Below are 23,928 nucleotides of genomic sequence, written 5' to 3'. Positions count from 1 at the left end.
TTGATAAGGGGGCTAATCCGCGGGGTCTGGGGGAGGGCGACGGAACCGATTTCGGCGCGGATCGCTCTTTTGGCTCAAGCGGAGCCGTCGCTCCGTTCATGACGCCAATAACTGAAGAGGTTCCGCCGATGATCCGCGACATCGATCCGATCGAAGAGATTCGCAAACACCCCGGCATCACCGCCGGCAGCCTCCTCGCAGTCGCGCTCGGCGCTGTCGCCGTCGTCTATCTGACGCAACGCAGCGGCCCCACCCGTTACCAGCGCATCAAGTCGCGTATCGACCCGCGCGGCTGGGTCGATACGTCTGAACTGCGCGACCGTTTCCATGACGCCGTGGACGCCTTCCGCCACCGCGCCGAGGATGTTGGCGAACGCGCCGGCGCGCTTTCGCGCGACGCCCGCCACCGCGCCGCAGACACCGCCTATGACGTGCGCGACCGGGCCGACGACTGGTTCCGTTCGGCCCGCAAGGACGGCAAGAAGGCGCTGAAGAAGCATGGCAAGACGGCGCGCCGCTATGCTGACGACGCCGGTCAATATGCGCGTGACCACGCCCGCGAAGGCGGCGCGCTGCTGGCGGTGGCGACCATCGCCGCAGCCGTCGGCGCAGCAGTTCTCGAAAGCCGTCGTCCCGACAGCCACGTGCGTCGCATCGCGCGCTTCTGATATTTTCGTGCCGCTCGCCCGGTGAAAATCGCGGCGGGCGGCAAACTTTTAGCGCATCTGCCCACAGTGAGCAGCATCGCTCGGCTTTGCCGCAGGCGCGAAGGCCGCTAAGACGCCGCCCATGAGCGCGCGCCCCACCCTGATCTTCGACTTCGATTCGACCCTGGTCGATTTCGAGACCCTTGAGGCTTTGGCCGACATCGCTTTGGCGGATGCGCCGGGCGCAGCCGATACGCGCGCCCAGATCGCCGCCCTGACGGATCAAGCCATGGCCGGAGAGGTCGAATTCGGCGACGCTTTGCGCCGCCGGCTGGCTCTGCTTCCGCTGACCCGCGCCCATGTCGCCGCCCTGGCCCAGAGCGCGTCGGACCACCTGACGGCGTCGGTGCGGCGCAACCTGAACTTCTTCCAGCAGAACAAGGGCAAGGTTGTCATCCTCTCCGGCGGCTTCCGCGAGGTGATTGCGCCCGTCGCCGAAGAGTTGGGCGTCTCTCCCGATCGCGTGCTGTGCAACGATCTGGTCTATGACGCGGACGACCGCGTGGTCGGCGTCGACGACGCCAACCCGCTGTCGCACGCCAATGGCAAGCCGACCGCCATTCACGGCCTGAACCTGTCGGGTCGTGTCGTCATGGTGGGCGACGGCTGGAACGACGCCGAGGTCAAGATCGCGGGCGCCGCCGACGCCTTCTACGCTTTCACCGAGGTCGTGCGCCGCGCGCCGGTGGTCCAGGTCGCGGACGCCGAGGCCGCGTCCCTCGACGAGGTGCTGCATGCCGAAGGCCTTGTCGGCCGCTGGTCCTTCCCTCGCAGCCGCATGAAGATGTTGCTCCTGGAAAACATCCACCCCGCCGCCGTCGAGCGGCTGGAGGAGGCGGGCTATTCGGTCGAAACCCAGAAGGGCGCGCTGGACGAGGACGATCTGATCGCCGCCATCAAGGGCGTCCATGTCCTGGGCATCCGCTCCAAGACCACGGTCAGCCGCCGCGTGCTGGAACAGGCCGATCGGCTGATGGCCGTCGCCGCCTTCTGCATCGGCACCAACCAGATCGACCTGGACGCGGCCTCGGATCACGGCGTGGCGGTGTTCAACGCCCCCTATTCGAACACCCGCTCGGTGGTCGAACTGGCCATCGGCCTGATGATCGTTCTGATGCGCGACGTGGCGGACAAGTCCGCCGCCATGCATGTCGGCAAGTGGAACAAGTCCGCCACCGGCTCAAAGGAGCTGCGTGGCAAGACCCTGGGCATCGTCGGCTACGGCGCGATCGGCAGCCAGCTGTCGGTCCTGGCCGAAAACCTAGGTATGCGGGTGCTGTTCTATGATCTGTCCGAGCGCCTGGCCCTGGGCAATGCGCGCCGCATGCGCTCGCTGGACGCGCTGTTGGCCGAAAGCGACGTAGTCACCCTGCATGTCGATGGCCGCAAGGAGAACGCCAACATCTTCGGTGCGGCCCAGTTCGGCCGGATGAAGGAAGGCGCGTTGTTCCTGAACCTGGCGCGCGGCCATGTGGTCGATGTCGGCGCCCTGTCCCAGGCGATCGGCTCTGGCCGGGTCGCCGGCGCCGCCGTCGATGTCTTCCCCGAAGAGCCGCGCACCAACGCCGACCCCTTCGAGAGCCCGCTTCAGGGCCTGCCCAACATGATCCTGACGCCGCACATCGGCGGCTCGACCGAAGAAGCGCAGGAGGCCATCGCCGAGTTCGCGGCCGAACGCCTGCTGGGCTATCTGAACCGGGGTGATACGACCTTCAGCGTCAACCTGCCCAACGTCCAGCTCTCCGACGTTTCGGGCGCCCACCGCATCCTGCACATCCACAGGAACCAGCCGGGCGTCCTGGCCGAACTGAACCGCGCCCTGGCGTCGGCGGGCCTGAACATCCTCGGCCAGCACCTGAAAACGGACGAGCGCACGGGCTATGTCATCACAGACGTGGACCGCGATTACGACCCGGAGGCGCTACGCGAACTCAAGACGGTGCCGGGCACGCTGAAGTTCCGCACGTTGCAGTGATACGTCGCTCGCAAATATCTTCTCAAAGCTGACCTCGCGGCATCTTGCGCTCTGCGCGAACTGGCGCATCCTCACGTCGAACGGCCGCGCAACGACGGCTGCGGGAGGAATTTCATGTCACGCTTCATCACCGGCGGCGCCGTCGCCGCTCTGGCGCTCGCCGCCTGCGCCTCTGCCGGCTCGGCCTCGGCCCAGACCTACAACCGTCTCGTCGTCTTCGGCGACAGCCTTAGCGACAACGGCAACCTGTTTCTGATCTCGGGCGGGAGCCAGCCTCCGTCGCCGCCCTATGCGCGCCGTTTCTCAAACGGGCCGACCTTCGTCGAACTGCTGGGCTTCAACGCCGCCAACTTCAACGGCTCGGTCACGGGCAGCATCAACTACGCCTTCGGCGGCTCGCGCACCGACGCCTCGGCCGGCGTGCCGTTCGGCATGCTGAACCAGCTGTCGCGCTACACCGCCGCGGGCGGCCGATTCAGCTCGACGGACCTGGTCAGCGTCCTGGGCGGCGCCAACGACATCTTCCAGGGTCTGCCCGCAGCCGGCGCTTCCGCCAGCCCGGTCGCCGCCATCACCCCGGTCGCAACCACGGCCGCCGCCAACATCAACAGCCTGGTCAACACCGTGGCGGGCGCGGGGGCCGGGACCATCCTGGTCACCAACCTGCCCAAGCTCAGCCTGACGCCTCAGTTCCGCGGCACGACCGCCGCGCCCCTGGCCGACTTCGCCGTCACCACCTTCAACACGGCGCTTCAGACCAATCTGACCGCCACGGCCGCCGCCCGCCCAGGCAGCAACATCATCATGATGGACCTGTTCAAGATCGGTGACACCCTGGCCGGCAATCCGGGCCTGTTCGGCATCACCAACATCACCCAGCCCTGCTTCAACGGCGTGACGGTCTGCACGAACCCGGACAGCTACTTCTACTTCGACGGCGTGCACCCGACCGCGGCGGGCCATCGGATCATCGCCCAGCTGGCGACCGACTACCTCTACTATGGCGACATCGGCGCTCAATCGACCTTGCAGGGCGAGACGGCCTATCGTCACCGCGAGGACGCCCTGGACGCCGCCGGCGAGGCCCTGTCGGGTCGCCAGCCGTGGGAGGCCGGCGTGTCCGTCACAACTTCGGCCCTGATCGACAGCGTCGACACCGACGCGCGCGGCTCGGTCACCAGTTCGTCCAGCGACGGCTGGGGCGCCCGTATCGCGCTTGAGGCCGGACCTTCGGCCAACTGGCGCTTCGGTCTGGCCGGCACGGCGCGCAACACCGACGTCGAAAGCCAAGCGCTGCAGTTCAACGTCGAAAGCTTCGGCCTGGACGTCTATGGCGGCTGGCGCTCGGGCGATGTCTTCGTCAACGCCGCCGTCGGCTTGGCGCGCGACAACATCGACGACATCGAACGCACCACCAGCCTGGCGCCGATCGTCCACACCGCCGAAACCCGCGCGCTCAGCAGCGGCGCGCGTCTGCAAGGCGGCATGTGGTTCGACATGGGCGGCGTCGCCCTGTCGCCCCGTGCGGCCCTCGCCTACGTGTCCAGCGACGTGGACGGCTATTACGAACAGGGCGTCGGCGCCCAGTATCAGTACGGCGATCGCACCGTGAAGGCCCTGACCGGCGAGGTCGCCCTGCGCGCCGAGGCTGAAATGGGCGGGTTCGGCCTGTTCGCCGAAGGGGGCTACCGCGACGCCCTGGACGACACCTCCGATCCGGTGCGCGTCGGTCTCTACAACAACCCGGCCCAGGTGCTGTCGCGCGAGATCGACGATCCGTTCGGCGGCCAGTTCCTGGCCTCGGCCGGCGTCGAGGGTTCGCTCGGCCCGGTCAAGGTGACGGTCGGCTATCGCGGCCGCTTCGGCGACCACGCCGACAGCCACATGGGCGGCATTCAGCTGAAACTGCCGCTTTAAGCGGCAGGGGCGGGAAGGGGCCTCAGCGCCCCTTCTTCCTCACCCACATTGCGGCGTCGGCCTCGGTCAGCCAGACCTCGGCGTCGGTATGGCCGTCCCAGGCGCGCACCCCGAAAGAGCCGCCCAGTTCAGTCTTCTGGCCGTCCCAGACGAAGCCTTCGGTCTTGAGCGCCTCGGCCAGTTGACGCGCCTTGGCCCGGCCCTCTTCGTAGCCCGCGTGCAACATCAGCAGGGCGAACTCGTCCCCGCCCAGCCGGCCCACCGCATCCGACTCGCGCAGATTGGCCAGGAACAGCTCGGCCACCGCGACTAGGGCTGCATCGCCGGCGGCATGGCCCAGGCTGTCGTTGACGCTCTTGAACCCGTCCATATCCAGATACAGCAGCACCGCCGGCACCCCGTGCCGCTGACAATAGGCCATGGTCCGTTGCATCGCCGTTATGAAGCCGCGCCGGTTCAGGGCGGGGGTCAGCACATCGTGATCGGCGGCGGCCTCGGCGGCCGCGGCGCGCGTCTTCCACGCTTCCAGCTCGACGCGCAGGCGCGCGATCTCGGCGGTCAGGTCGTGTTCGGCCACGTCGGTCACGGCGCAGGAATGGCTCCGAAGGCGCGACTCAGTCTGCGTCGCGCGGTCGAACGATGGTAGAGCGTGATCCGCCGACATTGAAGGCCGACATTACGGGCCAACGCGGCTGAAATCACGGTGTTGCGGTTGCGGGCGTCACCCGCGTGCTGTAACCGGCGCCTTTCCGCGAGGGGCCTTGCAGACATGGCGACTTCCGAAACCCCGGTGGCGATCATCATGGGCAGCCGGTCCGACTGGCCGACCATGAAGCTGGCCGCCGATCGCCTGGATCAACTGGGCGTCGCCTGGGACGCCAAGGTCGTCAGCGCCCACCGCACGCCCCAACGCCTTGTCGAGTTCGCCACGGGCGCCAAGGCCGCCGGATACAAGGTCATCATCGCCGGGGCCGGGGGCGCCGCCCACCTGCCGGGCATGGCCGCTTCCATGACCGAACTGCCGGTGCTGGGCGTGCCGGTCCAGTCCAAGGCGCTGAAGGGCATGGATAGTCTGCTGTCGATCGTTCAGATGCCGGCCGGCGTTCCGGTCGCAACCCTGGCCATCGGCGAGGCGGGGGCCGCCAACGCCGGCATTCTGGCCGCCCAGATACTGGCTCTGTCGGACGAGGTATTGGCCGGACGTTTGGCCGCCTTCCGCGCCGCCCAGACCGAATCCGTCGCAAAAACCGTCGAGGACTGAGTGCCTGATCTTCCGCTTCCCCCCGGTTCGACCCTCGGCATCATCGGCGGAGGCCAGCTGGGCCGGATGCTGAGCCAGGCCGCCTCGCGCCTGGGCTTCGACGTCGTGATCCTGGACCCCGAGGCCGACAGCCCGGCCGGCCGGGTTTCGGCGCGCCAGATCGTCGCCGCCTATGACGACCCCAAGGCTCTGTCGGCGCTGGGCCGCGCTGCCGATGTCGTCACCTTCGAGTTCGAGAACGTGCCGGCCGAATCCATCGAGCGTCTGGCCGAGGCCGGCGCCCTCGTCGCGCCGGGACCGACGGCGCTTCGCGTGTCGCAGGACCGGGTGGATGAAAAGACCTTCCTGAACGCCGTCGGCGCCCCGACGGTCGCCTTCGCCGTCGTCGACACGCTGGACGACTTGGTCGTCGGCCTGACCGAACTGGGCCTTCCCGCCCTGCTAAAGACCCGCCGCGAAGGCTATGACGGCAAGGGCCAGGTCTGGATCTACTCCATCGAGGACGCGCCCGCCGCCCTGGAAAGCCTGGGCGGTCGTCCGGCCATCCTGGAGGCCAAGGCGACCTTCGTGCGCGAACTGTCGGTCATCGCCGCACGCGACTGGGACGGCCATATGGCGGTCTATCCGCTGGGCGAGAACCGCCACGAAGGCGGCGTTCTGCGCACCACCCTGGCCCCCGCCGCTGTGGACGAGAAAACCCAAGTTCGCGCCCGCGCCATCGCCGAGGCGATCCTGGACGGGCTGGACTACGTCGGCGTTCTGGGCGTCGAACTGTTCGACCTCGGAGACGACGTACTTCTGGTCAACGAGATCGCACCGCGTGTTCACAACACCGGCCACTGGACCCAGGACGGCTGCGTCTGCGACCAGTTCGAACAGCATATCCGCGCCGTCGCCGGCTGGCCGCTCGGCCCCACGACGGCCCACGCCCGCATCGAAATGACAAACCTGCTGGGCGACGATGTCGAGGACTGGCGCAAGCTGTCGGCCAAGTCCGACGAACGCCTGCACCTCTACGGCAAGGCCGAGGCCCGCCCCGGCCGCAAGATGGCGCATGTGAACCGGGTGTTGGGCGCCAGCTGATATTTGAGTTGCGCTGAACGCAACTTGCGTCATGGTCGACCCATGTCGCTGTCGCTGTCGCTGATGCTGTCACTCGCGCTTCTGCTGGTCACCTCCGCTGCTGGGGTGATCGGCGCGCTCAGTCCCCGTCGATCGTCGCGTGTCGGTGCGTTTGGCGTGTCTTTGGCCGCGGCCGCCTTGGTCTTGATTGTAGCGAGCGTGGATCTTGGTGGACGCTTGGGAAAAGACGCCGCCGAGCGTGATAATCGGTCTGCAATCACCAATAGCGTCTGAACATGAACACCCCGATGGTTCTGTTTATGATGGCGATGGCATTGGCCCTGATCAGTGCATCGGCGGCTGCCTACAGCGCGCCCGCAGACCCAAGGGCCTCAAGCGGGGGTCACTCACGCGTGCTGGCAGGCGCGATACTTGGCGTCGCGGTTCTGATCCTGGGCGTCGGGGTCTACCAACTCGGCCATCAATCGGGTCGCGATCAGGCGCTGCGTGACAATCGCGCCGAGCTTCGCTCCGCCAAGGTCTAGGCTTTCGCCCCATAGCGCATGCGGCTCAGCGCATCGCTGACCTTTCGGAACGGCGCGTCGAAGTCCTTGCCGGCCTTCCACTTCTCGAAGGCCATGACGTTTTCGATCCGGCGGGCGACGAAGGCCTCGGCCGCGTCGCGGCCGTCGAACCAGCGCAGGGTCAGGGCGGGAATCAGGATGCCCGACAGGATCGTCCGCTTCGAATAGTGATTCCAGTCGGTCGCCTCGTCCCCGGCCCAGCGCCACAGATGATCCGCGCTCTCCCAGGCCAGTTTCAGGCCCAGGTCGGCGTTGACGGGCAGGGCCAGGAAGGCGGCGCAGCGACGCGTGGCCTCCAGGTCGGCGGCGCCGGCCTCCATCCGCTCGGACACGGCGCGAGCGATTCGCTCGCGAATCTTCAGCGACTGGGCGTCGATTTCACCCAGAGCCGCCAGCGCTCGCGTATCATGGCGACGCGACAGCAGGGCCGCCAGATCGCGCGCGCCGTTGGGCAGCAGCAGTTCCTCGTCGCCCTGTGACAGGCCGCACGCCTCGCAGGCTTCTCGCACCAGACGCGCGTTCCAGCCCAGGGCGGGCGCGCGGGCTATGGCGGCGTCCAGCACGGTCTGTTCGGTCCGGTCGGCCCAGTCTGTCGTCTCGGTCATAAGGGCGATCATACGCCGGTCGTCATGGCGTTTCGAGCCTTGAAGAATGGTCGCGACGATCTGGACAGAAGGAGGCGGCTCGTGTATCAGCGCGCCTTCATCCGAGAGCCCGGCTGTCGGAAGACGATTTTATTTTGTTCGCCCGTCTCCCTCACAGGACGCGGCGGGCGGCCAAAGGAGAGTTTAACCTGGTTCAGATTTTCGTTCGCGACAACAACGTCGACCAAGCGCTCAAAGCCCTGAAGAAGAAGATGCAGCGCGAGGGCAGCTTCCGTGAAATGAAGCGCCACGTGCACTTCGAGAAGCCCTCGGAAAAGCGCGCCCGTCAAAAGGCCGAAGCCATCCGTCGCGCCCGCAAGCTGGCGCGCAAGCGCATGCAGCGCGAGGGCCTGCTGCCCGCGCCGAAGCCGCGCGTTCCCGGCGGTCGTTAAGACCCCGGCGAAGGCCGAAAGAAAAAGGCCGCTTCCTTCGGGAAGCGGCCTTTTTCTTTGCGTTTCGTTTCTGCGGAGCGTGGTGGAGGACTCATGAAGTCCCACAGAAGAAGCGCCGCGCCACCTCCCCATCGCGACGCGATAGGGAGGTGACAACCGTGCCGCCTACGCCCGTCCGGTAATCGCCCGGCCGAAGCTCTTCCAGCTCAGCTTTACGTCTGACAGCGCGCCGGCGCGGAAGGCCCGCCCGGCGATCCAGACCATGAAGGCAGCGGTCGCGAACATGCCGATCAGCGTCAGAATCACCTCCACCAGCGGCGGATCGCTGGGCGCGCGGGCGCTCATCAGGAAGGGGGTGAAGAAGGGGATCCAGGACAGAACCTTGACCACCGGCGCATCTGGGCTGGTCAGGGCCATCTGCATGACCAAAATCGGCACGACCAGGATCATCATGATCGGCCCCATCAGGGTCTGGGCGTCGCGCGGCGTCTCGCAGAAGGCGCCGATGGCTGCGAACAGCACCGCATACATCAGGTAGCCGCCGACCATATAGGCGATGAAATAGAAGATCAGGCCGTCGTGCAGCAGCACCTGTCCGACCGTCGCGGCCGTCTGGGGCGAGGCTGAAATCAGGGTGAAGGCCCCGATCCCGCCCCAGACCCCCATGACCGTCAGGGTCAGCAGCGCCACGCCCAGTACCTTGCCCGTCAGGATTTCGGTCGCCGAGGCCGAGGACAGCAGCACCTCCAGGATCTTGTTCGACTTCTCCTCCATCACGCTGTTCAGCAGGATGGAGGCGCCGGTGATGACCAGCGACCACAAGAGGAAGCCGACGCCCAGGCCGATGAAGGACGGGATCCGGTCACGCATCGACACTTCACCCCCGCTGGCCGCGCTGGGCGAGAAGGACTTCACCTCGGGCCGGAAGGTCTGAACCTCCTGCGCCACGGCGGGGGCGACCCCGGCGGCGGTCAAAAGCTCGGTGCGCCGCGCATCCCGGAGCGCATTGCGGACGAAGCCGGAGACGTCGTTGTCGGTGGCGCGCGCGGTCCAGACCTGGGCACCGGGCTTGCCATCCGTGCGGCTCAGGAAGACCACGGCGTCGAGGCGCCTGGCCTTCGAGGTCTGCTTGTCCAGCGCCTTGCGGATCGCCTCGTCACGGGCCGGTCCGACGGCGTCGGCGATGGCGGGCGGCGCGTCGACCAGACGGATCTTAGGGCCGGTGATGGAGGCGACGGCGCGCCCGGCGCCCGCCTGTCCCTTTTCGGCGGCTTCGCGCAGGCGCTCGTTCTGACGATCCACATCCGCTTGCAGAGAGGCGCGCACGGCGGCGGCCAGACCCGTCGCATTGGGGCCTTCCTCGATCACCGCCACCGACTTGATCGGCTCGGAGGCCTTGATCAGCGCTGGAATGCCGCCGCCCAGCACGGCGAACAGGGGGAAGGCCAAAAGCGACAGCCAGAAGCCGACGGTCTTGGCATAGGCGACATATTCGCGTCGCGCGATCAGCAGCGTGCGGTTCATCGGACAGCCTCCACGGATGCGACGGGTTGGTCGGGATGGTCGCCGGTCAGGCCGATGAAGGCGTCGTGCAGCGTCGGCTCCTTGAGCGCGAAGCCCCGCACGTCCAGGCCGTTCAGGAAGGCCGTCTTCAACGTATCTTGACCCCCGGCGCCGGGCGCCAGGGCGATCTTCAGGCGACGCACGCCATCCCCGTCGGACAGGGTCTCGACGCCCGCCACGCCGGGCAGGGCGGCGGCGGCGTCTGCGCTGATCGCCCCGTCCAGATCCAGGAAGCGCGGCGAGGTGGCCTTGGCCTGATCCACCGTCCCCTCGAACGCCTTCTTGCCACGCGCCAGCAGCACGACCTTGTCGCACAGCCGCTCGGCATGCTGCATCACATGGGTGGAGAACAGCACCGTGGCGCCGTTCGCGGCCAGCCCGCGAATCATCGCCTCCAGGCCCTGCTGGTTCATCGGGTCCAGACCGGAGAAGGGCTCGTCCAGTATGACGAACTCGGGCTGATGCACGACCGAGGCGATCAGCTGCACCTTCTGCGCCATCCCTTTGGACAGCTCCTTCATCTTCTTTTTCTGCGCCTCGCCGAGCCCCTGCTGCTCCAGCAGGGTCTTGGCGCGCTTGCGGCCCTCGGCGACCGGCAGGCCCTTCAGCGCTCCGAAGAAGGCGATGGCCTCGACCGGCGTCATCTTTTTATAGAGGCCGCGTTCCTCGGGCAGGAAACCGATCCGATCGCGCACCTTGCGCCCGTCGTCGGCGCCCAGGATTTCGATCCGCCCCGACGTCGCCGGCTGCAACCCCAGGATCATCCGCAGGGTCGAGGTCTTGCCCGCCCCGTTCGGCCCCAGAAAGCCGCAGATCGACCCCTTCTCGACCTGAAAACTCAGATCGCGCACGGCGTGGAAATCGCCGTATCGCTTGTTTACCCCATCCAGCGTCAACGCCGCCATGTCGCCTCCCATGTCCCTGTCGTCAGCCTAGAATCCGACGACAGGGGACGCCAGCGACTTCGGCGCAGGGGCGCCTATTTCACCACAGGCAGATCGATGTAGGACGCGTCGTCGCCCGCGTGATGGACGGCGTTGTCGGCGACCACGCCCTGGCTCTCGGTCTCGTTCAGTCCGCCCGTGTTCAGGTTGCGCACGAACTTGGGGAAGTTGGAGCTGGTGACTTCGACCCGGATGCGGTGACCGGGCTGGAAGGTGTTGCTGATGGTCAACGGCGTGGGCTGCACGGTCGCCACTTGGCCCGGCGTCAGGGGCGCGGGACGGTCATAGCCGTCGCGATAGCGCGCCCGCATGATGGTGTCGCCCAGGATATAGGCCGTGCCGTCCGGCGCCACATCCACCAGCTTGACCGCGAAATCGGTGTCGGGCGCAGAGGACGACACCTTCAGCACCGCATCGATGAAGCCGGTGACCTGCATCGGCTCGGTCAGCGCTTCCGACGTATAGACCAGCACATCGTTGCGCGCCTCGATCGGTCGCTGATCGAACGCCCCGGCTGTGACCAGCCCGCCGTTGCAGCAATCGCCGCCGCCGATGGTCTGGACCGGGTTCATCGGATCATAGCGATAGCGGTCTGCCGGCTCGCCGGCGGGCGGCGCCTGAAGGCTCAGCAGGCCGTCACCGTTCAGGCTGTTGGCTCCGCCGCCAGAGCGCAGATACATCCGCACCGTCTTGACCCCGGCCGGCGGCCACTGCGCGGCCGTGCGCCAGGCGTTTTCGCCCATGTTGAAATACTGCACGTGCGGCGTGCTCTCGGGGAAGGCGCGGCGTTCGCCCTTCAGCCAGCGATCGAACCAGGCGTGCACCAGGGCGTCGCTGTCGAAGGTGGCGTCGCCCAACGGCCGGTCGCCCGACTTGTAGTTCGGCCCCAGGCCCCCGAAGGCGCAATGGTTGTTGGGGCCGACCACGACATACTGGTTCTCGGCCGCCTCGCGATCCTGTGTCGTGGACCGGGCGTGGTTAAACAGCTCCATGTTCGGCCCGATCGAAACGTCGTACCAGCTGTTGAACCACAGGGACGGCACGCCCCAGCCCATGTCGTCGTGATACAGGCCGCCCTGACGCCAGGCCGGATCGGACGGGGTGCGCGCGATCAGTTCCTCGAACGTGCCGGCCGGCTCGCCCAAGTCCTTCAGCATCTCGTTGACCGGCAGATGCCGGATCTGGCTGGGCCAGGTCACATCCGGCTTCTTGGCGTCCAGGTCGTTGTAGCGGACGATGCGGGCGCGGGTTTCCTGATCGATGTCCATCGGAATCTGGGCGCGCTGCGGATTGTCCACGCCGTACAGCCACACGAAGAACAGGTTGCGCGGCACGCCCCCTGTGTACCAGTTGCCCTGTTCCTGGAACCGTCCGACCTTGCCGATGCCGGCGCCCGAGGCCTGGGGCACCATGGCGGCGTGGGCCGGGTGGTTCTGGGCCGCCAGGGCCAGCTGCCATTCGGCGGAGGACGAGCAGCCCAGGGTGCCGACCTTGCCGTTCGACCAGGGCTGGGCCGCAATCCACGTCAGGGCGTCATAGCCGTCGGTCTGGGGGTAGCCCAGGATCTGATAGTCGCCGCCCGAGAAATACCGTCCCCGCTCGTTCTGGATGACGAAGGCATAGCCCTTGCTGACCCAGCTCAGGGCAGAGCGCGTGGTGCGGGCGTTGTAGGCCAGCTCGTTATAGGGCGTGCGGACGAAAACGGTCGGCAAGGGGCCGGACGCGTTCTTGGGGCGATAGACATTGGTGGCCAGACCCACGCCGTCGCGCATTGGCACCATGACCGCCATCTGCACATCCGCCAGGCGCGAAAGCTCGGTCTGTGCGGCGGCGTCGCTGTAGCGCCCATAGTCCTGCGCCGAGGCGGCTATGGGGGTGGCGGCCAAAAGGCCCGCGGCGACGGCGGCGACGATCTTGTTCATATCCATCCCTCCCAGAACGAGAGGGGACACTAGGACGTTTGCCGCGCCCGTCGCAACGTAATGCGCGTCAGGCCTTGGCCTTCACCGTCACTTCGAAATGGCGATCGACCACCTTGGTCGGATTGACCTGGGCGCCGCCGCGACGGACCTCGAAATGCAGGTGCGGGCCGGTGGAATAGCCCGTGGAGCCGACCAGACCGATGCGCTGACCGGGCGCAACCGCATCGCCGTTCGCGACATCGATGCGGCTGAGGTGGCCGTACAGGGTGCTCATTCCGTTGGGGTGGCGCACCTCGATGAAGTTGCCATAGCCCTCGGGGTCATAGCCCGTGCGGATGACTTCGCCCTCGGCGGCGGTGAAGACGGTCGTGCCCTTCGGCGCGGCGATATCGACACCCTTGTGCGCGCGCGCCTTGGCTTCGATGGCTAGTTTGCGCAGGCCGAACGGCGAGTTGATCGCATAGCCGCGCACCGGCGCGGTGAAGGCGATCTGGCGCGTGATCGGACCTGCCTTCTCGACCTCGGCCTTCAGGGGCGGCGACACCGGCGCTGCGATCTGGGTCGGCGGCGGCAAGGCGGCCTCGCGCGCGGCATTTGGCGCGGCGGCGGCGGCGAAAACGGCCACGGCGGCGAAGGCGGCCGTCTGGCCGGAGTGGATCAACAGGGTCTTGCATCGCGCCATCGGCGCGTTGGACAGCAGGCGTCGCATTCGGCGGCCTCTCCAGCGTCTCTACGCTCTGGAATGAAGGAAGCGGCGCCCCGACAGCGCACGGCGTTCCGTGGGAGGGCGGCTTATGCCTGCGGGCTTTGGCGACTTTGGGGCTAGGGCAGGGCGGCGGATGGTCGCAGGGCGGAACCGGCCGCCTGCCCGGCCAGATCAGGCGATGATGTCGGGCAGGATGCGGTCTTCCAGCTTAACGATCTCGTCCTTCAGCGCCAGCTTCTTGCGCTTCAGCCGGGCGATCATCAGCTGGTCTGGAATGGCGGCCTGACCCAGGGCTTCGATCGAGGCGTCCAGGTCGGCGTGTTCCTGGCGCAGATGGTTCACCCGCGCCTGAAGCTCGGCCATTTCCTCGGTGATCGCAGGCGTGTCGTCGTTCATCGTGTCATCTCCACGCCGCTCGTCTCAGGCCGCTTATAGCCACGCTGATCTCAGGTCGGAAGGGCATCTGCGAGCCGGATCAGGGCCGGACGCGGGGTGACGTCCGCCCACATCCGGGCGGTGGCCGCCAGGCCGTCTATGATCGGGCGGGCCGGCCCGCCGGGTTCGGGCGCCAGCGCCTCCAGCGCATCCAGCAAATGCCGCTCCGCCTCCAGCTCCAGCGCCTTGATGCGATTGCGCACGCTTTCGCGGGGGCCGTCGTCGATATCGGGCACCGGCGCCTTCAGTATCCGCCGCACCGAACGCAACGGGGCGACCACGACGCTGTCCCAGGCGCGGGCGGTGTCGCAGGCCGCCTCGATCGTCTCTTCATCGGGCTTTCGGCCTGTCGCCGCGACCCAGGCGGACCACAGGAGCACGGGCACGTTCTGGTCGTGGCTGTCCTGCAGCGCCAGACACGCCTCGCCGACCCCCGGCGCGCCATAGGCGGCGACCGCCCAGTCCCACAGCCTCATGACTTCAGGCCTTCCCAGCGCCGCACCGCGCCCCAATCCAGGCCGAACAGGTCCAGCGTCCGCCCCACCGACTGATCGACCATCTCCATGATCGAGCTCGGCCTGGCGTAAAGCGCGGGCAGGGGCGGGGCGATGATCGCGCCCATTTCGGCTAAGGCCGTCATGGTGCGCAGATGGCCCAGGTGGAACGGCGTTTCGCGCACCATCAGCACCAGCGGTCGCCGCTCTTTCAGCGTCACGTCGGCCGCCCGCGTCAGCAGGGTAGAGGTCACGCCTGTCGCGATCTCGCTCATCGTCTTGATCGAGCAGGGCGCCACGATCATGCCCAGGGTGCGGAAAGAGCCGGAGGCGATCGTCGCCCCCACGTCGCCCAGCTTGTGGACCACCGACGCCTTGGCCGTCAGTTCGTCGGGCGACAGATCGGTCTCCTGCGACAATGTGAGCAGGGCGGCCTTGGTCACGACCAGATGGCTTTCGACGCCCAGATCGTTCAGCGCGTCCAGCACCCGGGCGCCATAGACGGCGCCGGAAGCCCCTGAAATTCCGACCACCAGTCTGGCGGGCGGGTTCCGTATGGCTCCGTTCACATCATCGTCCATTTTGAAGGTCAGCCTCCTTCGGGTCCGGGGCGACGGGCTGTCACTGGAAAGTGATTACACAGCGCGCCAAACCGGGCGCTCACTCTACTGGTCCCTAACCAAAGGAGGCGCAAGCCATGACCATCGAGGCTCGTATTCGCGAACTGGGTAATCGTCATCGCACCCTGGATGAGACCATCCAGAAGGAGCTTACCCGCCCGTCCACGGATCCGTTGCAGGTCAGGGCGCTGAAGCAGAAGAAGCTTCGGCTGAAGGAAGAAATCACCAGTCTGGAGGCGCGCGCGACCTAGCGTCCGCCTCTCTGAAAACGACGACGGCCCCGGAGATCGCTCTCCGGGGCCGTTTTCGTTACGCGAACGCGGATCAGTCCTTGGTGCCGAACACCGATTCCGCCGTCGGCTCGGCGCTGGGACGTTGGCGGGCTTCCGGCACGAACTCGGGCTCGGCCTCGACCTGTTCGACGGGCTGGATCGTGCCGCCGCCGTTCTTCAGGTCGTCCTTGGCCTTCTTGTCTGCGGCTTTCTTGACGATCTCGTCCAGCGCCAGCTGGCCGACCAGGCCAAGGGTCACCGGGTCGACCGGCTTGATGTTGGCGCTGTTCCAGTGGGTGCGGTTGCGCACGCTCTCGATGGTGGACTTGGTCGTGCCCAGCATCTTGGCGATCTGGGCATCCGTCACCTCGGGGTGGTTACGCACGAACCAGGCGATGGCGTCGGGGCGGTCCTGGCGACGCGACACCGGCGTGTATTTCGGCGCTGGCTTTGCCGACTTCAGCAGTTCGGCGTGGCGGCTGACGATCGCCTTCATGCGATAGTTTTCGTCGCCTTGGGCCTTATCCAGTTCTTCGCGCGTCAGCTGGCCGCCGGTGACGGGATCGACGCCACGGATGTCGCGCGCCACGTCGCCGTCGGCGATGCCGCGAACTTCCAGCGGGTGCAGGCCGCAGAAGTCGGCGATCTGCTCGAAGCTGAGAGAGGTGTTGTCGACCAGCCAGACCGCAGTGGCCTTGGGCATCAAAATGTCGCTCATGGGGCGTTCGTCCCGGTGTTGTTGAGCCGCCGAATGAGGCTTCGGCTGGCGTTGGATACGACGGCGCCCGGCCTTTCGACCGGGCGCGTATGATGCCGATATAGGCCTATTCGACACAAAAGAAAACGCTGACCGACAATCCCATACAGCAACGGTTCATCCGCCCTGACGCAACCTTCGCGGTAATGAAGCTTTTCAGCTTCGGGAGAGGAGAACCACCATGTCCATTCTGCTTGGCGCGGCTCTGGCCGCAGCGATGGCCTCGGGCCAGGACTATGCACAACAACGCGTCGCCCCGCGCGGCGGCTATACCCAGTCGTGCTCGGAAGCCTATGTGAATCGCGGTCGTCTCTATGCCGATTGCCGCGACATGCGTGGCCGGATGCGCGGCACGTCGATCGAGCTGAACCGCTGCGGCGGCGAGGAGATCAACAACGACAACGGCCTGCTGGTCTGCGGGCGTTTCCGTGGCGACTATGAAGACAGCCAGCCCGGTCGCCCCGGCGGCGGCTGGGGACCCGGCAACGGCGGCCCCGGCTGGGGCGGCGGCAATGGCGGTGGCTGGGGTCGGTCCTCGATCACCGTCTATGAGAACGCCAACTTCCGCGGCGCCTCGCGTGAGTTCACCAGCGAGGACCGCAACCTAGGCCGCACCCCATTCAACGACCGCATCAGCTCGATGCGCGTCGAAGGCCGCTGGGAAGTCTGCACTGACGCCGAGTTCCGGGGACGCTGCCGCATCGTCGAAGGCGATGTCCGCTTCCTGAACGGCGGCTTCAACGACAACATCTCGTCGCTGCGCCCCGTGCGCGGCGGGCGCTACTAGACGCTCAGCACGATCTTGCCGATGTGCCCGCCGGCTTCCAGTTCGGCGTGCGCATCGGCAGCCTGCTCCAACGCGAAGACCGCCTGAACCGGCGGTTTGACCTTGCCGGATGCCACCCACGGCCAGGCGGTCGCCTCGACAGCCGCGGTCAGACGCGCCTTTTCGTCCGCCGGGCGGCTGCGTAAGGTCGATCCCGTCAGGGTCAATCGCTTCAGCATGATCCGCTGTAGATCCATCTCGACCCTGGGGCCGGTCAGGGAGGCGATGACCACCCAACGCCCGCCTGCATTCAGACTGTTCAGGTTCAAGGCGGCGTAGTCGCGCCCCACCATGTCCAGAACCACATCCGCGCCGCCCGCCTCGCGGATCTGCGCCTCCAGATTGTCGCTCTTGGCGTCCAGGCTGATGTCCGCGCCCAGCGCCTTGGCGGCTGCGGCCTTGTCCGCCTCGCGTGAGGTGGCGATCACTCGGGCGCCGGCCGCCTTGGCCATCTGGATGGCCGTCACGCCGATGCCGCTGGTCGCCCCGTGGATCAGCAAAGTCTCGCCGGCCTTCAACGCACCGCCCTCGAACACATTGGCGAAGACGGTGAAGACGGTTTCCGGCAGCACGGCCGCCTGCACGTAATCCAGACCCTGGGGGATCGGCAGGACATGACGCGCATCCACCACGGCCAACTCCGCATAGCCGCCGCCGCCCAACAGGGCGCAGACCCGGTCGCCGACCGTCCAGCGCGTGACGCCCTCTCCGACGGCCTCGATCTCGCCGGCGATTTCAAGCCCCAGAACGTCCGACGCGCCGGGGGGAGGGGGGTAGGCGCCGGTGCGTTGCAGCAGGTCCGGCCGGTTCACACCCGCCGCCCGCACCCGGATCAGCACCTGACCCGGCCCGGCCACGGGATCGGGCCGTTTGGCGATCTTCAGGGCCTCGGCCGGTCCGGAACCGCCTTCGATTTCGATCACGCGCATCGCACTCGCCTTGCATTCGTCCGTATCCGGGCGTTCAGATAGGGGCCGTGGACCGCCTTGGCCATGACAGCGCGAAAGGAAGGCGACGATGTTCGAAGATCTTGAACCCCGCCCGCAACGCGGCGAACCGCTGCGGGCCCTGTCACGCGAAGACCTGGACGTTTACGCCGTCGAGGATTTGCAGGAGCGGATCGCCGCGCTTGAGGCCGAGATCGCGCGCTCGCGCGCCGCGATCGAGACGAAACGCTCCAAGAAAAACGCCGCTGACGCCCTGTTCAACTTCGGTTCGTGATCGCGAATGATCCGCTGGCATGGCATGAGCGTTGCATCTTTCGTGCGAACGGCGCCTCAAGGGGCCGATTGCAGGACGGACCCGACCTTCTCTGATGATCAATGCTCAAATGACCTCCGCTCCGTCCCCCGCTGACCGCAGCCGCACCGTTCGCGATTTCGCCCGGTCCGAGCTGTTCGATCGCACCTTCCGCGAAGGCATGGAGCTGGTCGAGGAAACCGCCGCCTATCTGGACGGCGAGGGCCGTCGCGATTCCAAGATGCTGTCGCGCGCCGCCGCCCTGGCCTATGCGGCCGAGAGCATGAAGCTGACCACCCGCCTGATGCAGATCGCCTCCTGGCTCCTGGTCCAGCGCGCCGTGCGCGAAGACGACATGTCGCCGGAAACCGCCTGCGAGCCGCGCTATCGCCTGAACGAGCGCCGCATCGACGCCGAGCCCAGCCACGCCGAACTGCCGATCGCCCTGATCGAATACCTCGTGCGATCGGAAAAGCTGTTCGACCGCACCCTGTATCTGGATCGCCGCATGTATGCCGACGATCAGGATCAGGCCCCGGAAAACCCTGTGCTCAGCCAGATGGGCATGCTCGAGGCGGCCTTCAGGGGCTGATCGCCCCTTTTACGGCCCGACGTCGTTGGCGTCGGCCCGGCCGTCGTCGATGGGCTTGGGCAGATTGACGCCGATGCCCAGCGCCTGCGCCAGCTTGTCGTCGCGGCCATAGACATCCTCGCGGAACGCCACGCGGCCCTGACCGTCCACGAAGGCGGTCCAGTACAGCAGGCGCACCGAGATTTCGCGTCCGGTGGTCACGCGTGTCGTCTCACGCGTGTCCTGGGCCGTGTCGAACTGGGCCAGCTTGGTCGGATCGGGCGACAGCAGCAGGCGGGCGAACTCCACCGCATTCTGCACCCGCACGCAGCCGTGGCTGCGCTGACGCGTGGACAGGTTGAAGGCGGCCTTCGACGGCGTGTCGTGCAGGAAGATGGCGTAGCTGTCGCGCAGCTCGAACTTCACATAGCCGAGGGCCGAGCGCGGGCCGGCGCGCTGGATGACCATGCCGTCCTTCACATACATATCGTTGGCGGCCAGATAGCCCGGCCCCTTGGGCAGGATTTCGCGGCGTGCGATGCCGGCCGGCACATACCAGGGCGGATTGGCCACGACCGAGGCGAACGGCTTCTCCAGGCTTGGCGTCTGGTTCTCGGCCGAGCCGACCACGACGCGGTTGGAGTGAACCGGCTTGCCGTCCTTCCAATAGACCATGATGGCGGCGGCGGTGTTGACCTCGATCCGCTCGGGCGCGACCTCGCGCTTCAGCCAGCGACGGCGCTCCAGGTTCAGCGCGATCTGACGCGCACGGTCCTCGGCCGAGGCGCCCAGCGAGCGCTGGGTGCCTGCGCCGATCCGCCCGTCGGCGCCCAGTCCATGGCGGTTCTGGAAGCTTTGCACCGCACGTTGCAGTTCGGCGTTGTAAACCAGGCCCTGCGACTTCAGCCGCGCGCCGTCGGCGGCCGACAGGTCGCCCTCGGCCGTCAGGCGGTCGATCAGGGCGGGGATGCGGCGATCGCTATTGCCCGGCTCAATGGTCGCGCCCTGGGTGAAGCGGGGCCAGCCGCCCTGCGCCGCTAAACGGCGATAGCGGACATAGCCGGCCGACAGGTTCTGATAGCCGATGTCGGTGGGCGCCAGGCCGTCGTACCATTGGCCCAGCACGTTGCGGCTCAGGGCGTCGCTGAGACCGCGCGGCAGGTCCACACGATTCTTCTGCATTTCCCAAAGATCTTCGACCGTCTCGGGCCGCACCTTGCCCTCGGCCAAGACGCGGGCGTAGGCCAAAGCCGCCGCCGTGGTCCGCAGGTCCGCGCTCGCCGGATCGGCCGCGAGTCCCACAAAGTCGAAATAGTCGGAGCCCGCCAGACCATGGCGATTGGCGCCAGCCGCGACGGTGTTCAAGGCCCGCACCCGGTCGGCGTTCCACACCGGCCGCCAGCCGTTCATTTCATAAAAGGCGCGCACATCCGCCTGCTGCGTCTCGGGTAGACGCGAAATCTGGTCGTTGAAGCTGTTGTAGAAGGCGGTCGCCTCCGGTCCGCGCTGCACGAAGACCTGCTGCGCGCGCGCCGCCGAGCCAAGGGTCATGGCCGCCGTCGCGACGCCCAGACCCAGTTGCCGTCTATTCATAGTCTTCCGCTTCTTCGATCGCTTCGGCCAGCGTGGCCGACGCCCCTGGTACCCGAACGCCCCCACATTATCGGTGTTCCGACCAAACAAAAAGCGCCGGCCTTGCGACCGACGCTCTTGGTGTTCCGATTGCTGCGAGATGTCGCAGCCAGGACGCGCTTACTTCTTGATGAAGCCGGCGAACTTGTTGTTGAAGCGCGAGACGCGGCCGCCGCGGTCCATCAGCTGGGCGTTGCCGCCCGTCCAGGCCGGGTGCGTCGACGGATCGATGTCGAGGGCCAGCTTGTCGCCTTCCTTCCCGTAGGTCGAACGGGTCTGGTAGGTGCTGCCGTCGGTCATCACCACGGTGATGAAGTGGTAGTCGGGATGGGTATCCGCCTTCATGGTCGTCGTCCGGTCTCTGCGCGGTGACGATGCCGACCGTCCGTGCGCGTGAAATGAGAAACCCGCCACCAAATCCTTTTTGAGGGAAAGGCCCGGCGGGAATGAGGGGCGGCGTTTACACCGGGGGGCGTTCCGGGGCAAGAGGCGGGCGAAATGACTGATCAAGCCGCCGCCTCCGCCCCTTCCGCCAACCGCGCCTCGGGCATGGCGTCGCTGGAGGGGAGGCCCAGCGCCGGCGCCCTTCTGGCCGACCAGATGTCCGAAGCGGGCGCCAAGCGCGCCAAGCGCCGCGACATCCGCCCGCTGGCGCGACTGATTCCCTTCGCCATGCGCCACAAGGGTCATGCCCTGATGGCGGTCTTCTGGCTGCTGCTGTCCACCGCCGCCTCGCTGGGCCTGACCGCCCTGGCGCGCGGGGCCATCGACCATGGGTTCGAGGCGGGCGGCGCCAATCTGAACATCTGGTTCCTGCTGCTGGGCGCCAACGCCCTGTTCCTGGGGCTGGCGACAGCCGCCCGCTACTATTTCGTCACCCGCACGGGCGAGCGCGTCATCGCCGATGTGCGAAAGGGCCTGTTCGGCCGCATCTTGACGCTGGACCCGTCCTTCTACGCCCATATGCGCACCGGCGAGGTGCTGTCGCGCCTGACCACGGACATCGCCCTGGTCGAGACGTTGATGACGACGTCGATCTCTTACGCGCTGCGCAACTTCCTGACCCTGATCGGCGGCGTGGCCCTGCTGTTCTTCGTCAGCCCTAAACTGACTGGCTTCGTCCTGCTGATCGTGCCCTTCCTCTTGGGGCCGATCTTTATCTTCGGCCGCAAGGTGCGCAAACTGACCGTGGCGTCTCAGGACCGCTTCGCCAACGCCGTCGGCTTCGCCGGCGAAAGCGTGGACGCCATCGAGACGGTCCAGGCCTTTGGCCGCGAACAGAGCGCCATCACCCGCTTCGGCGCGGCGGTCGAGGACGCCTTCAACGCCTCCCTGACCCGGATGCAGGCCCGCGCCTGGATGACCGCCCTGATCATCGTTGTCATGTTCGGCGGCGTGACCCTGGTGCTGTGGCTGGGCGCCCAGGACGTGGTGAAGGGCGCCATGACGCCCGGCGCCCTGCTTCAGTTCGTCCTGCTGTCGGTCTTCGCGGCGGGCGCCGTGGGCGCGCTCGGGGAAAGCTGGGGCGACGTGCAAAAGGCCGCCGGCGCCATGGAGCGGATCGAGGAGCTGATGCGCGCCGTCGCCGGCATCGCCCCGCCGCCCCAGGCCACCGCCCTGCCGACGCCCCCGCGCGGTGAGGTGTCGATGTCGGCCGTCGGTTTCGCCTATCCGGGCCGCCCCGACCTTCCGGCCCTGAAGGGCTTCAGCCTGACCGTGCGCCCTGGCGAGACTGTCGCCCTGGTCGGCCCGTCTGGCGCCGGCAAGTCCACGGTCTTCCGCCTGCTGCTGCGCTTCTATGATCCGCAGACCGGCATGGTCTCAGTCGACGGCGTCGATGTGCGCCAGGCCGATCCCGTCGCCGTGCGCGACCGCTTCGCCTGGGTGTCGCAGGAAACGCCGCTGTTCTCGGGCTCGGCCTTGGAGAACATTCGCTTCGGCCGCGAGAACACCACCCTGGAAGAGGCCCGCGCCGTTGCTGAAAAGGCCCAGGCGCTCGGCTTCATCGAGGCCCTGCCGGAAGGGTTCGACACCCCGCTCGGCGAGCGCGGCAAGAGCCTGTCGGGCGGCCAGCGCCAACGTCTGGCCATCGCCCGCGCCTTGGTCCGAGACGCCCCCATCCTGTTGCTGGACGAGGCCACCAGCGCGCTGGATGCCGAAAGCGAACGCCTGGTCCAGGTCGCCCTCGATCAGGCGATGGAGGAGCGCACCACACTGGTCATCGCCCACCGCCTCGCCACCGTCCTGCGCGCCGACCGCATCGTCGTCATGGACGACGGCCGCGTGGTCGAAGAGGGCACCCACGAGCAACTCGTCGCCCAGGGCGGCCTCTACGCCCGCCTCGCCGAGCTTCAATTCCGCAACTAGGGCGCCATGGTCCGCGCCAGGGCCGGGAAATCGCTGAACAGCGCATCGACTCCGGCCTCGGCGAACGCTGCGGCATAGCCGGTCATGTCGCCGTGCCCGGCCGGGTCGTCGCCTCTGCGTCGCTCGACCGGCAGGAAGGCGTTCTCGGCCCGCAGGGTCCAGACCACGACCTTGAGGCCCGCCGCATGGGCGTTGGCGACCAAAGCCGTCGGCGCGGTCGTGCGGCCTTCGGCGTCGCGCGGCAGGACCAGGGTCATTTCCGGCGCGACCCAGTCGGCGTAGGCGGCAATGGCCTTCAGCCCCTCGGGCGCGATCATCTGCGCATAGGTCACGTCCGCCCGGTCCGCCGGTCCGCCCTTGGCGGCGATCAGTTGGGCCAGCGGCGCATCGATGCGATGCGCCAACCGCTCCAGCGGCCCGACCTCGAAACACTGGATGATGATCGGGGCCTCGGCGCCCGTCAGACCCAGCCGCTCCAGTTCCGCGATGAAGCCGTCCTCCATCGGCAGGCCGATCGCGGCGAAATAGGTCGGGTGCTTCAACTCGGGCGCCACCGCAATGGTCCGTCCCGTCCGTACCGAGGCCTCACGCGCGATGGCGACGACCTCGTCGAAGGTCAGGATCGGCTCCTGACCGTCATAGGCGGCGCTGCCCGGTCGAAACGCGGGCAACCGCTCCCTGGCCCGCAGGGTCTTCAACTCGGCCAGGGTGAAGTCTTCAGTGAACCAGCCGGTGGTCTCGACCCCGTCGATGGTCTTGGTCGTCCGACGGCCTGCGAACTCGGGCCGGTCGCCCACGTCGGTCGTGCCGCCGATCTCGTTCTCATGCCGATCGACGAAGACGCCGTCCCTGGTCAGCACCAGATCCGGCTCGATCACGTCCGCGCCCTGTTCGATCGCCAGCTCATAGGCCGCACGCGTGTGCTCGGGCCGTTCGCCGGACGCGCCGCGGTGGGCGATGATCAGGGGATGGGCCAGGGCGGGCGCTCCGGTCAGAAGGACGAGGCCGCACAGGATGAAACGGATCATCCGCCTTGGA

Annotated in this window: 27 protein-coding genes; 13 read left to right on the top strand and 14 right to left on the bottom strand. The window is 67.3% G+C overall.

Annotated elements, in window-relative coordinates:
- The first annotated feature begins 128 nt into the window (after positions 1–128).
- The 3 genes from ABIC32_RS00845 (at position 129) to ABIC32_RS00830 (ending at position 4,599) form a co-directional block, all read left to right on the top strand.
- Entirely contained in the window at positions 129–668 is a 540-nt protein-coding gene (locus tag ABIC32_RS00845; RefSeq protein ID WP_055755006.1) for a hypothetical protein, read from the top strand.
- A 121-nt stretch (positions 669–789) separates the two neighbouring features.
- Positions 790–2,682 carry a phosphoglycerate dehydrogenase gene (gene serA / locus ABIC32_RS00835; RefSeq protein ID WP_502909300.1) on the top strand — a complete coding sequence of 631 codons (1,893 nt, stop codon included), beginning with the start codon at positions 790–792 and terminating at the stop codon, positions 2,680–2,682.
- Between the two features lie 114 nt (positions 2,683–2,796).
- Positions 2,797–4,599, top strand: a complete 1,803-nt coding sequence (locus tag ABIC32_RS00830; RefSeq protein WP_354071674.1) for an autotransporter domain-containing protein — start codon at positions 2,797–2,799, stop codon at positions 4,597–4,599.
- A 22-nt stretch (positions 4,600–4,621) separates the two neighbouring features.
- Here the strand turns inward: ABIC32_RS00830 and ABIC32_RS00825 are convergent, their stop codons facing one another.
- On the bottom strand, positions 4,622–5,185 hold the full coding sequence (locus ABIC32_RS00825; protein ID WP_055804230.1) for a GGDEF domain-containing protein: 564 nt from the start codon (positions 5,183–5,185) through the stop codon (positions 4,622–4,624).
- Between the two features lie 183 nt (positions 5,186–5,368).
- On the opposite strand from ABIC32_RS00825, the gene purE reads away from it, so the two are divergent.
- Genes purE through ABIC32_RS00805 form a run of 4 tightly spaced genes read left to right on the top strand, consistent with a single transcriptional unit; the run spans position 5,369 to position 7,467 of the window.
- Positions 5,369–5,860 (top strand): 5-(carboxyamino)imidazole ribonucleotide mutase, encoded by a 492-nt coding sequence (gene purE / locus ABIC32_RS00820; protein WP_354071672.1) that lies wholly within the window; start codon positions 5,369–5,371, stop codon positions 5,858–5,860.
- Positions 5,861–6,943: a 5-(carboxyamino)imidazole ribonucleotide synthase gene (locus ABIC32_RS00815; RefSeq protein ID WP_354071670.1), complete on the top strand. Its 1,083-nt coding sequence runs from the start codon at positions 5,861–5,863 to the stop codon at positions 6,941–6,943.
- 42 nt (positions 6,944–6,985) lie between these two features.
- Positions 6,986–7,216, top strand: a complete 231-nt coding sequence (locus ABIC32_RS00810) for a hypothetical protein (protein WP_354071668.1) — start codon at positions 6,986–6,988, stop codon at positions 7,214–7,216.
- 2 nt (positions 7,217–7,218) lie between these two features.
- Positions 7,219–7,467, top strand: coding sequence for a hypothetical protein (locus ABIC32_RS00805; RefSeq protein WP_295172307.1), 249 nt, complete (start codon positions 7,219–7,221; stop codon positions 7,465–7,467).
- Here ABIC32_RS00805 and ABIC32_RS00800 read toward each other — a convergent pair.
- Complete coding sequence (locus tag ABIC32_RS00800) at positions 7,464–8,111, bottom strand: COQ9 family protein (protein ID WP_354071665.1); 648 nt, start codon at positions 8,109–8,111, stop codon at positions 7,464–7,466. The two genes, ABIC32_RS00805 and ABIC32_RS00800, sit on opposite strands and share 4 nt — an antisense overlap.
- A gap of 188 nt (positions 8,112–8,299) precedes the next feature.
- Here ABIC32_RS00800 and rpsU point away from each other — a divergent pair, with 188 nt between their 5' ends.
- The gene (gene rpsU / locus ABIC32_RS00795; protein WP_026108547.1) at positions 8,300–8,542 is read left to right on the top strand and encodes a 30S ribosomal protein S21; all 243 of its coding nucleotides are present in this window, start codon (positions 8,300–8,302) and stop codon (positions 8,540–8,542) included.
- Between the two features lie 165 nt (positions 8,543–8,707).
- Here rpsU and ABIC32_RS00790 read toward each other — a convergent pair whose 3' ends face one another.
- From ABIC32_RS00790 to ABIC32_RS00760, 7 genes are all read right to left on the bottom strand, one after another.
- Complete coding sequence (locus ABIC32_RS00790; protein ID WP_354071663.1) at positions 8,708–10,066, bottom strand: ABC transporter permease; 1,359 nt, start codon at positions 10,064–10,066, stop codon at positions 8,708–8,710.
- Positions 10,063–11,010: an ABC transporter ATP-binding protein gene (locus ABIC32_RS00785; protein WP_354071661.1), complete on the bottom strand. Its 948-nt coding sequence runs from the start codon at positions 11,008–11,010 to the stop codon at positions 10,063–10,065. The genes ABIC32_RS00790 and ABIC32_RS00785 overlap by 4 nt, the downstream gene beginning before the upstream one ends.
- 74 nt (positions 11,011–11,084) lie before the next feature.
- On the bottom strand, positions 11,085–12,971 hold the full coding sequence (locus ABIC32_RS00780; protein ID WP_354071659.1) for a CocE/NonD family hydrolase: 1,887 nt from the start codon (positions 12,969–12,971) through the stop codon (positions 11,085–11,087).
- A gap of 67 nt (positions 12,972–13,038) precedes the next feature.
- Positions 13,039–13,680, bottom strand: a complete 642-nt coding sequence (locus ABIC32_RS00775; RefSeq protein ID WP_045810279.1) for a M23 family metallopeptidase — start codon at positions 13,678–13,680, stop codon at positions 13,039–13,041.
- Between the two features lie 168 nt (positions 13,681–13,848).
- Positions 13,849–14,073, bottom strand: a complete 225-nt coding sequence (locus tag ABIC32_RS00770; RefSeq protein ID WP_017505991.1) for a YdcH family protein — start codon at positions 14,071–14,073, stop codon at positions 13,849–13,851.
- A 50-nt stretch (positions 14,074–14,123) separates the two neighbouring features.
- Positions 14,124–14,588 carry a TIGR02444 family protein gene (locus tag ABIC32_RS00765; protein WP_354071657.1) on the bottom strand — a complete coding sequence of 155 codons (465 nt, stop codon included), beginning with the start codon at positions 14,586–14,588 and terminating at the stop codon, positions 14,124–14,126.
- A complete protein-coding gene (locus tag ABIC32_RS00760; RefSeq protein WP_017505993.1) occupies positions 14,585–15,187 on the bottom strand; it encodes a UbiX family flavin prenyltransferase in 603 nt (200 codons plus the stop codon). Before ABIC32_RS00760 ends, ABIC32_RS00765 begins: the two co-directional genes overlap by 4 nt.
- A 116-nt stretch (positions 15,188–15,303) precedes the next feature.
- On the opposite strand from ABIC32_RS00760, the gene ABIC32_RS00755 reads away from it, so the two are divergent.
- Positions 15,304–15,477 carry a YdcH family protein gene (locus tag ABIC32_RS00755; RefSeq protein WP_017505994.1) on the top strand — a complete coding sequence of 58 codons (174 nt, stop codon included), beginning with the start codon at positions 15,304–15,306 and terminating at the stop codon, positions 15,475–15,477.
- A gap of 73 nt (positions 15,478–15,550) precedes the next feature.
- On the opposite strand, the gene ABIC32_RS00750 is transcribed toward ABIC32_RS00755, so the two are convergent.
- Positions 15,551–16,216 (bottom strand): DUF1013 domain-containing protein, encoded by a 666-nt coding sequence (locus tag ABIC32_RS00750; RefSeq protein WP_354071655.1) that lies wholly within the window; start codon positions 16,214–16,216, stop codon positions 15,551–15,553.
- Between the two features lie 220 nt (positions 16,217–16,436).
- On the opposite strand from ABIC32_RS00750, the gene ABIC32_RS00745 reads away from it, so the two are divergent.
- Positions 16,437–17,042, top strand: a complete 606-nt coding sequence (locus tag ABIC32_RS00745) for a beta/gamma crystallin-related protein (RefSeq protein WP_091747930.1) — start codon at positions 16,437–16,439, stop codon at positions 17,040–17,042.
- On the opposite strand, the gene ABIC32_RS00740 is transcribed toward ABIC32_RS00745, so the two are convergent.
- A complete protein-coding gene (locus ABIC32_RS00740; protein ID WP_354071652.1) occupies positions 17,039–18,010 on the bottom strand; it encodes an NAD(P)H-quinone oxidoreductase in 972 nt (323 codons plus the stop codon). The genes ABIC32_RS00745 and ABIC32_RS00740 overlap by 4 nt on opposite strands.
- An 88-nt stretch (positions 18,011–18,098) precedes the next feature.
- On the opposite strand from ABIC32_RS00740, the gene ABIC32_RS00735 reads away from it, so the two are divergent.
- Both ABIC32_RS00735 and rcdA read left to right on the top strand, forming a co-directional pair.
- Positions 18,099–18,302: a DUF1192 domain-containing protein gene (locus ABIC32_RS00735; protein WP_055754990.1), complete on the top strand. Its 204-nt coding sequence runs from the start codon at positions 18,099–18,101 to the stop codon at positions 18,300–18,302.
- A gap of 109 nt (positions 18,303–18,411) precedes the next feature.
- Entirely contained in the window at positions 18,412–18,912 is a 501-nt protein-coding gene (rcdA, locus tag ABIC32_RS00730; protein WP_055754989.1) for a protease adaptor protein RcdA, read from the top strand.
- 9 nt (positions 18,913–18,921) lie between these two features.
- Here rcdA and ABIC32_RS00725 read toward each other — a convergent pair whose 3' ends face one another.
- Both ABIC32_RS00725 and rpmE read right to left on the bottom strand, forming a co-directional pair.
- Positions 18,922–20,484 (bottom strand): L,D-transpeptidase family protein, encoded by a 1,563-nt coding sequence (locus tag ABIC32_RS00725; protein ID WP_354071650.1) that lies wholly within the window; start codon positions 20,482–20,484, stop codon positions 18,922–18,924.
- Between the two features lie 159 nt (positions 20,485–20,643).
- The gene (gene rpmE / locus ABIC32_RS00720) at positions 20,644–20,868 is read right to left on the bottom strand and encodes a 50S ribosomal protein L31 (protein WP_017506001.1); all 225 of its coding nucleotides are present in this window, start codon (positions 20,866–20,868) and stop codon (positions 20,644–20,646) included.
- Between the two features lie 153 nt (positions 20,869–21,021).
- On the opposite strand from rpmE, the gene ABIC32_RS00715 reads away from it, so the two are divergent.
- Positions 21,022–22,890 carry an ABC transporter transmembrane domain-containing protein gene (locus tag ABIC32_RS00715; protein WP_354071648.1) on the top strand — a complete coding sequence of 623 codons (1,869 nt, stop codon included), beginning with the start codon at positions 21,022–21,024 and terminating at the stop codon, positions 22,888–22,890.
- Here the strand turns inward: ABIC32_RS00715 and ABIC32_RS00710 are convergent.
- Entirely contained in the window at positions 22,887–23,918 is a 1,032-nt protein-coding gene (locus tag ABIC32_RS00710) for a glycerophosphodiester phosphodiesterase (protein WP_354071646.1), read from the bottom strand. The two genes, ABIC32_RS00715 and ABIC32_RS00710, sit on opposite strands and share 4 nt — an antisense overlap.
- Positions 23,919–23,928 lie beyond the last annotated feature (10 nt).

The organism is Brevundimonas sp. 1080 (assembly GCF_040545985.1).
In the GTDB taxonomy this organism is placed as follows: Bacteria; Pseudomonadota; Alphaproteobacteria; order Caulobacterales; family Caulobacteraceae; genus Brevundimonas.
The sequence above is the reverse complement of the archived record's forward strand: the minus strand, read 5'-3'. Positions and strand labels throughout refer to the sequence as shown.

Bases quoted from the DNA above. Each gene is read 5' to 3' on its own strand.
- ABIC32_RS00845 (WP_055755006.1), top strand. From the start codon at position 129: ATGATCCGCGACATCGATCCGATCGAAGAGATTCGCAAACACCCCGGC.
- serA (WP_502909300.1), top strand. From the start codon at position 790: ATGAGCGCGCGCCCCACCCTGATCTTCGACTTCGATTCGACCCTGGTC.
- ABIC32_RS00830 (WP_354071674.1), top strand. From the start codon at position 2,797: ATGTCACGCTTCATCACCGGCGGCGCCGTCGCCGCTCTGGCGCTCGCC.
- purE (WP_354071672.1), top strand. From the start codon at position 5,369: ATGGCGACTTCCGAAACCCCGGTGGCGATCATCATGGGCAGCCGGTCC.
- ABIC32_RS00810 (WP_354071668.1), top strand. From the start codon at position 6,986: ATGTCGCTGTCGCTGTCGCTGATGCTGTCACTCGCGCTTCTGCTGGTC.
- ABIC32_RS00805 (WP_295172307.1), top strand. From the start codon at position 7,219: ATGAACACCCCGATGGTTCTGTTTATGATGGCGATGGCATTGGCCCTG.
- ABIC32_RS00800 (WP_354071665.1), bottom strand. From the start codon at position 8,111: ATGACCGAGACGACAGACTGGGCCGACCGGACCGAACAGACCGTGCTG.
- ABIC32_RS00790 (WP_354071663.1), bottom strand. From the start codon at position 10,066: ATGAACCGCACGCTGCTGATCGCGCGACGCGAATATGTCGCCTATGCC.
- ABIC32_RS00785 (WP_354071661.1), bottom strand. From the start codon at position 11,010: ATGGCGGCGTTGACGCTGGATGGGGTAAACAAGCGATACGGCGATTTC.
- ABIC32_RS00780 (WP_354071659.1), bottom strand. From the start codon at position 12,971: ATGAACAAGATCGTCGCCGCCGTCGCCGCGGGCCTTTTGGCCGCCACC.
- ABIC32_RS00775 (WP_045810279.1), bottom strand. From the start codon at position 13,680: ATGCGACGCCTGCTGTCCAACGCGCCGATGGCGCGATGCAAGACCCTG.
- ABIC32_RS00770 (WP_017505991.1), bottom strand. From the start codon at position 14,073: ATGAACGACGACACGCCTGCGATCACCGAGGAAATGGCCGAGCTTCAG.
- ABIC32_RS00765 (WP_354071657.1), bottom strand. From the start codon at position 14,588: ATGAGGCTGTGGGACTGGGCGGTCGCCGCCTATGGCGCGCCGGGGGTC.
- ABIC32_RS00760 (WP_017505993.1), bottom strand. From the start codon at position 15,187: ATGGACGATGATGTGAACGGAGCCATACGGAACCCGCCCGCCAGACTG.
- ABIC32_RS00755 (WP_017505994.1), top strand. From the start codon at position 15,304: ATGACCATCGAGGCTCGTATTCGCGAACTGGGTAATCGTCATCGCACC.
- ABIC32_RS00750 (WP_354071655.1), bottom strand. From the start codon at position 16,216: ATGAGCGACATTTTGATGCCCAAGGCCACTGCGGTCTGGCTGGTCGAC.
- ABIC32_RS00745 (WP_091747930.1), top strand. From the start codon at position 16,437: ATGTCCATTCTGCTTGGCGCGGCTCTGGCCGCAGCGATGGCCTCGGGC.
- ABIC32_RS00740 (WP_354071652.1), bottom strand. From the start codon at position 18,010: ATGCGCGTGATCGAAATCGAAGGCGGTTCCGGACCGGCCGAGGCCCTG.
- ABIC32_RS00735 (WP_055754990.1), top strand. From the start codon at position 18,099: ATGTTCGAAGATCTTGAACCCCGCCCGCAACGCGGCGAACCGCTGCGG.
- rcdA (WP_055754989.1), top strand. From the start codon at position 18,412: ATGACCTCCGCTCCGTCCCCCGCTGACCGCAGCCGCACCGTTCGCGAT.
- ABIC32_RS00725 (WP_354071650.1), bottom strand. From the start codon at position 20,484: ATGAATAGACGGCAACTGGGTCTGGGCGTCGCGACGGCGGCCATGACC.
- rpmE (WP_017506001.1), bottom strand. From the start codon at position 20,868: ATGAAGGCGGATACCCATCCCGACTACCACTTCATCACCGTGGTGATG.
- ABIC32_RS00715 (WP_354071648.1), top strand. From the start codon at position 21,022: ATGACTGATCAAGCCGCCGCCTCCGCCCCTTCCGCCAACCGCGCCTCG.
- ABIC32_RS00710 (WP_354071646.1), bottom strand. From the start codon at position 23,918: ATGATCCGTTTCATCCTGTGCGGCCTCGTCCTTCTGACCGGAGCGCCC.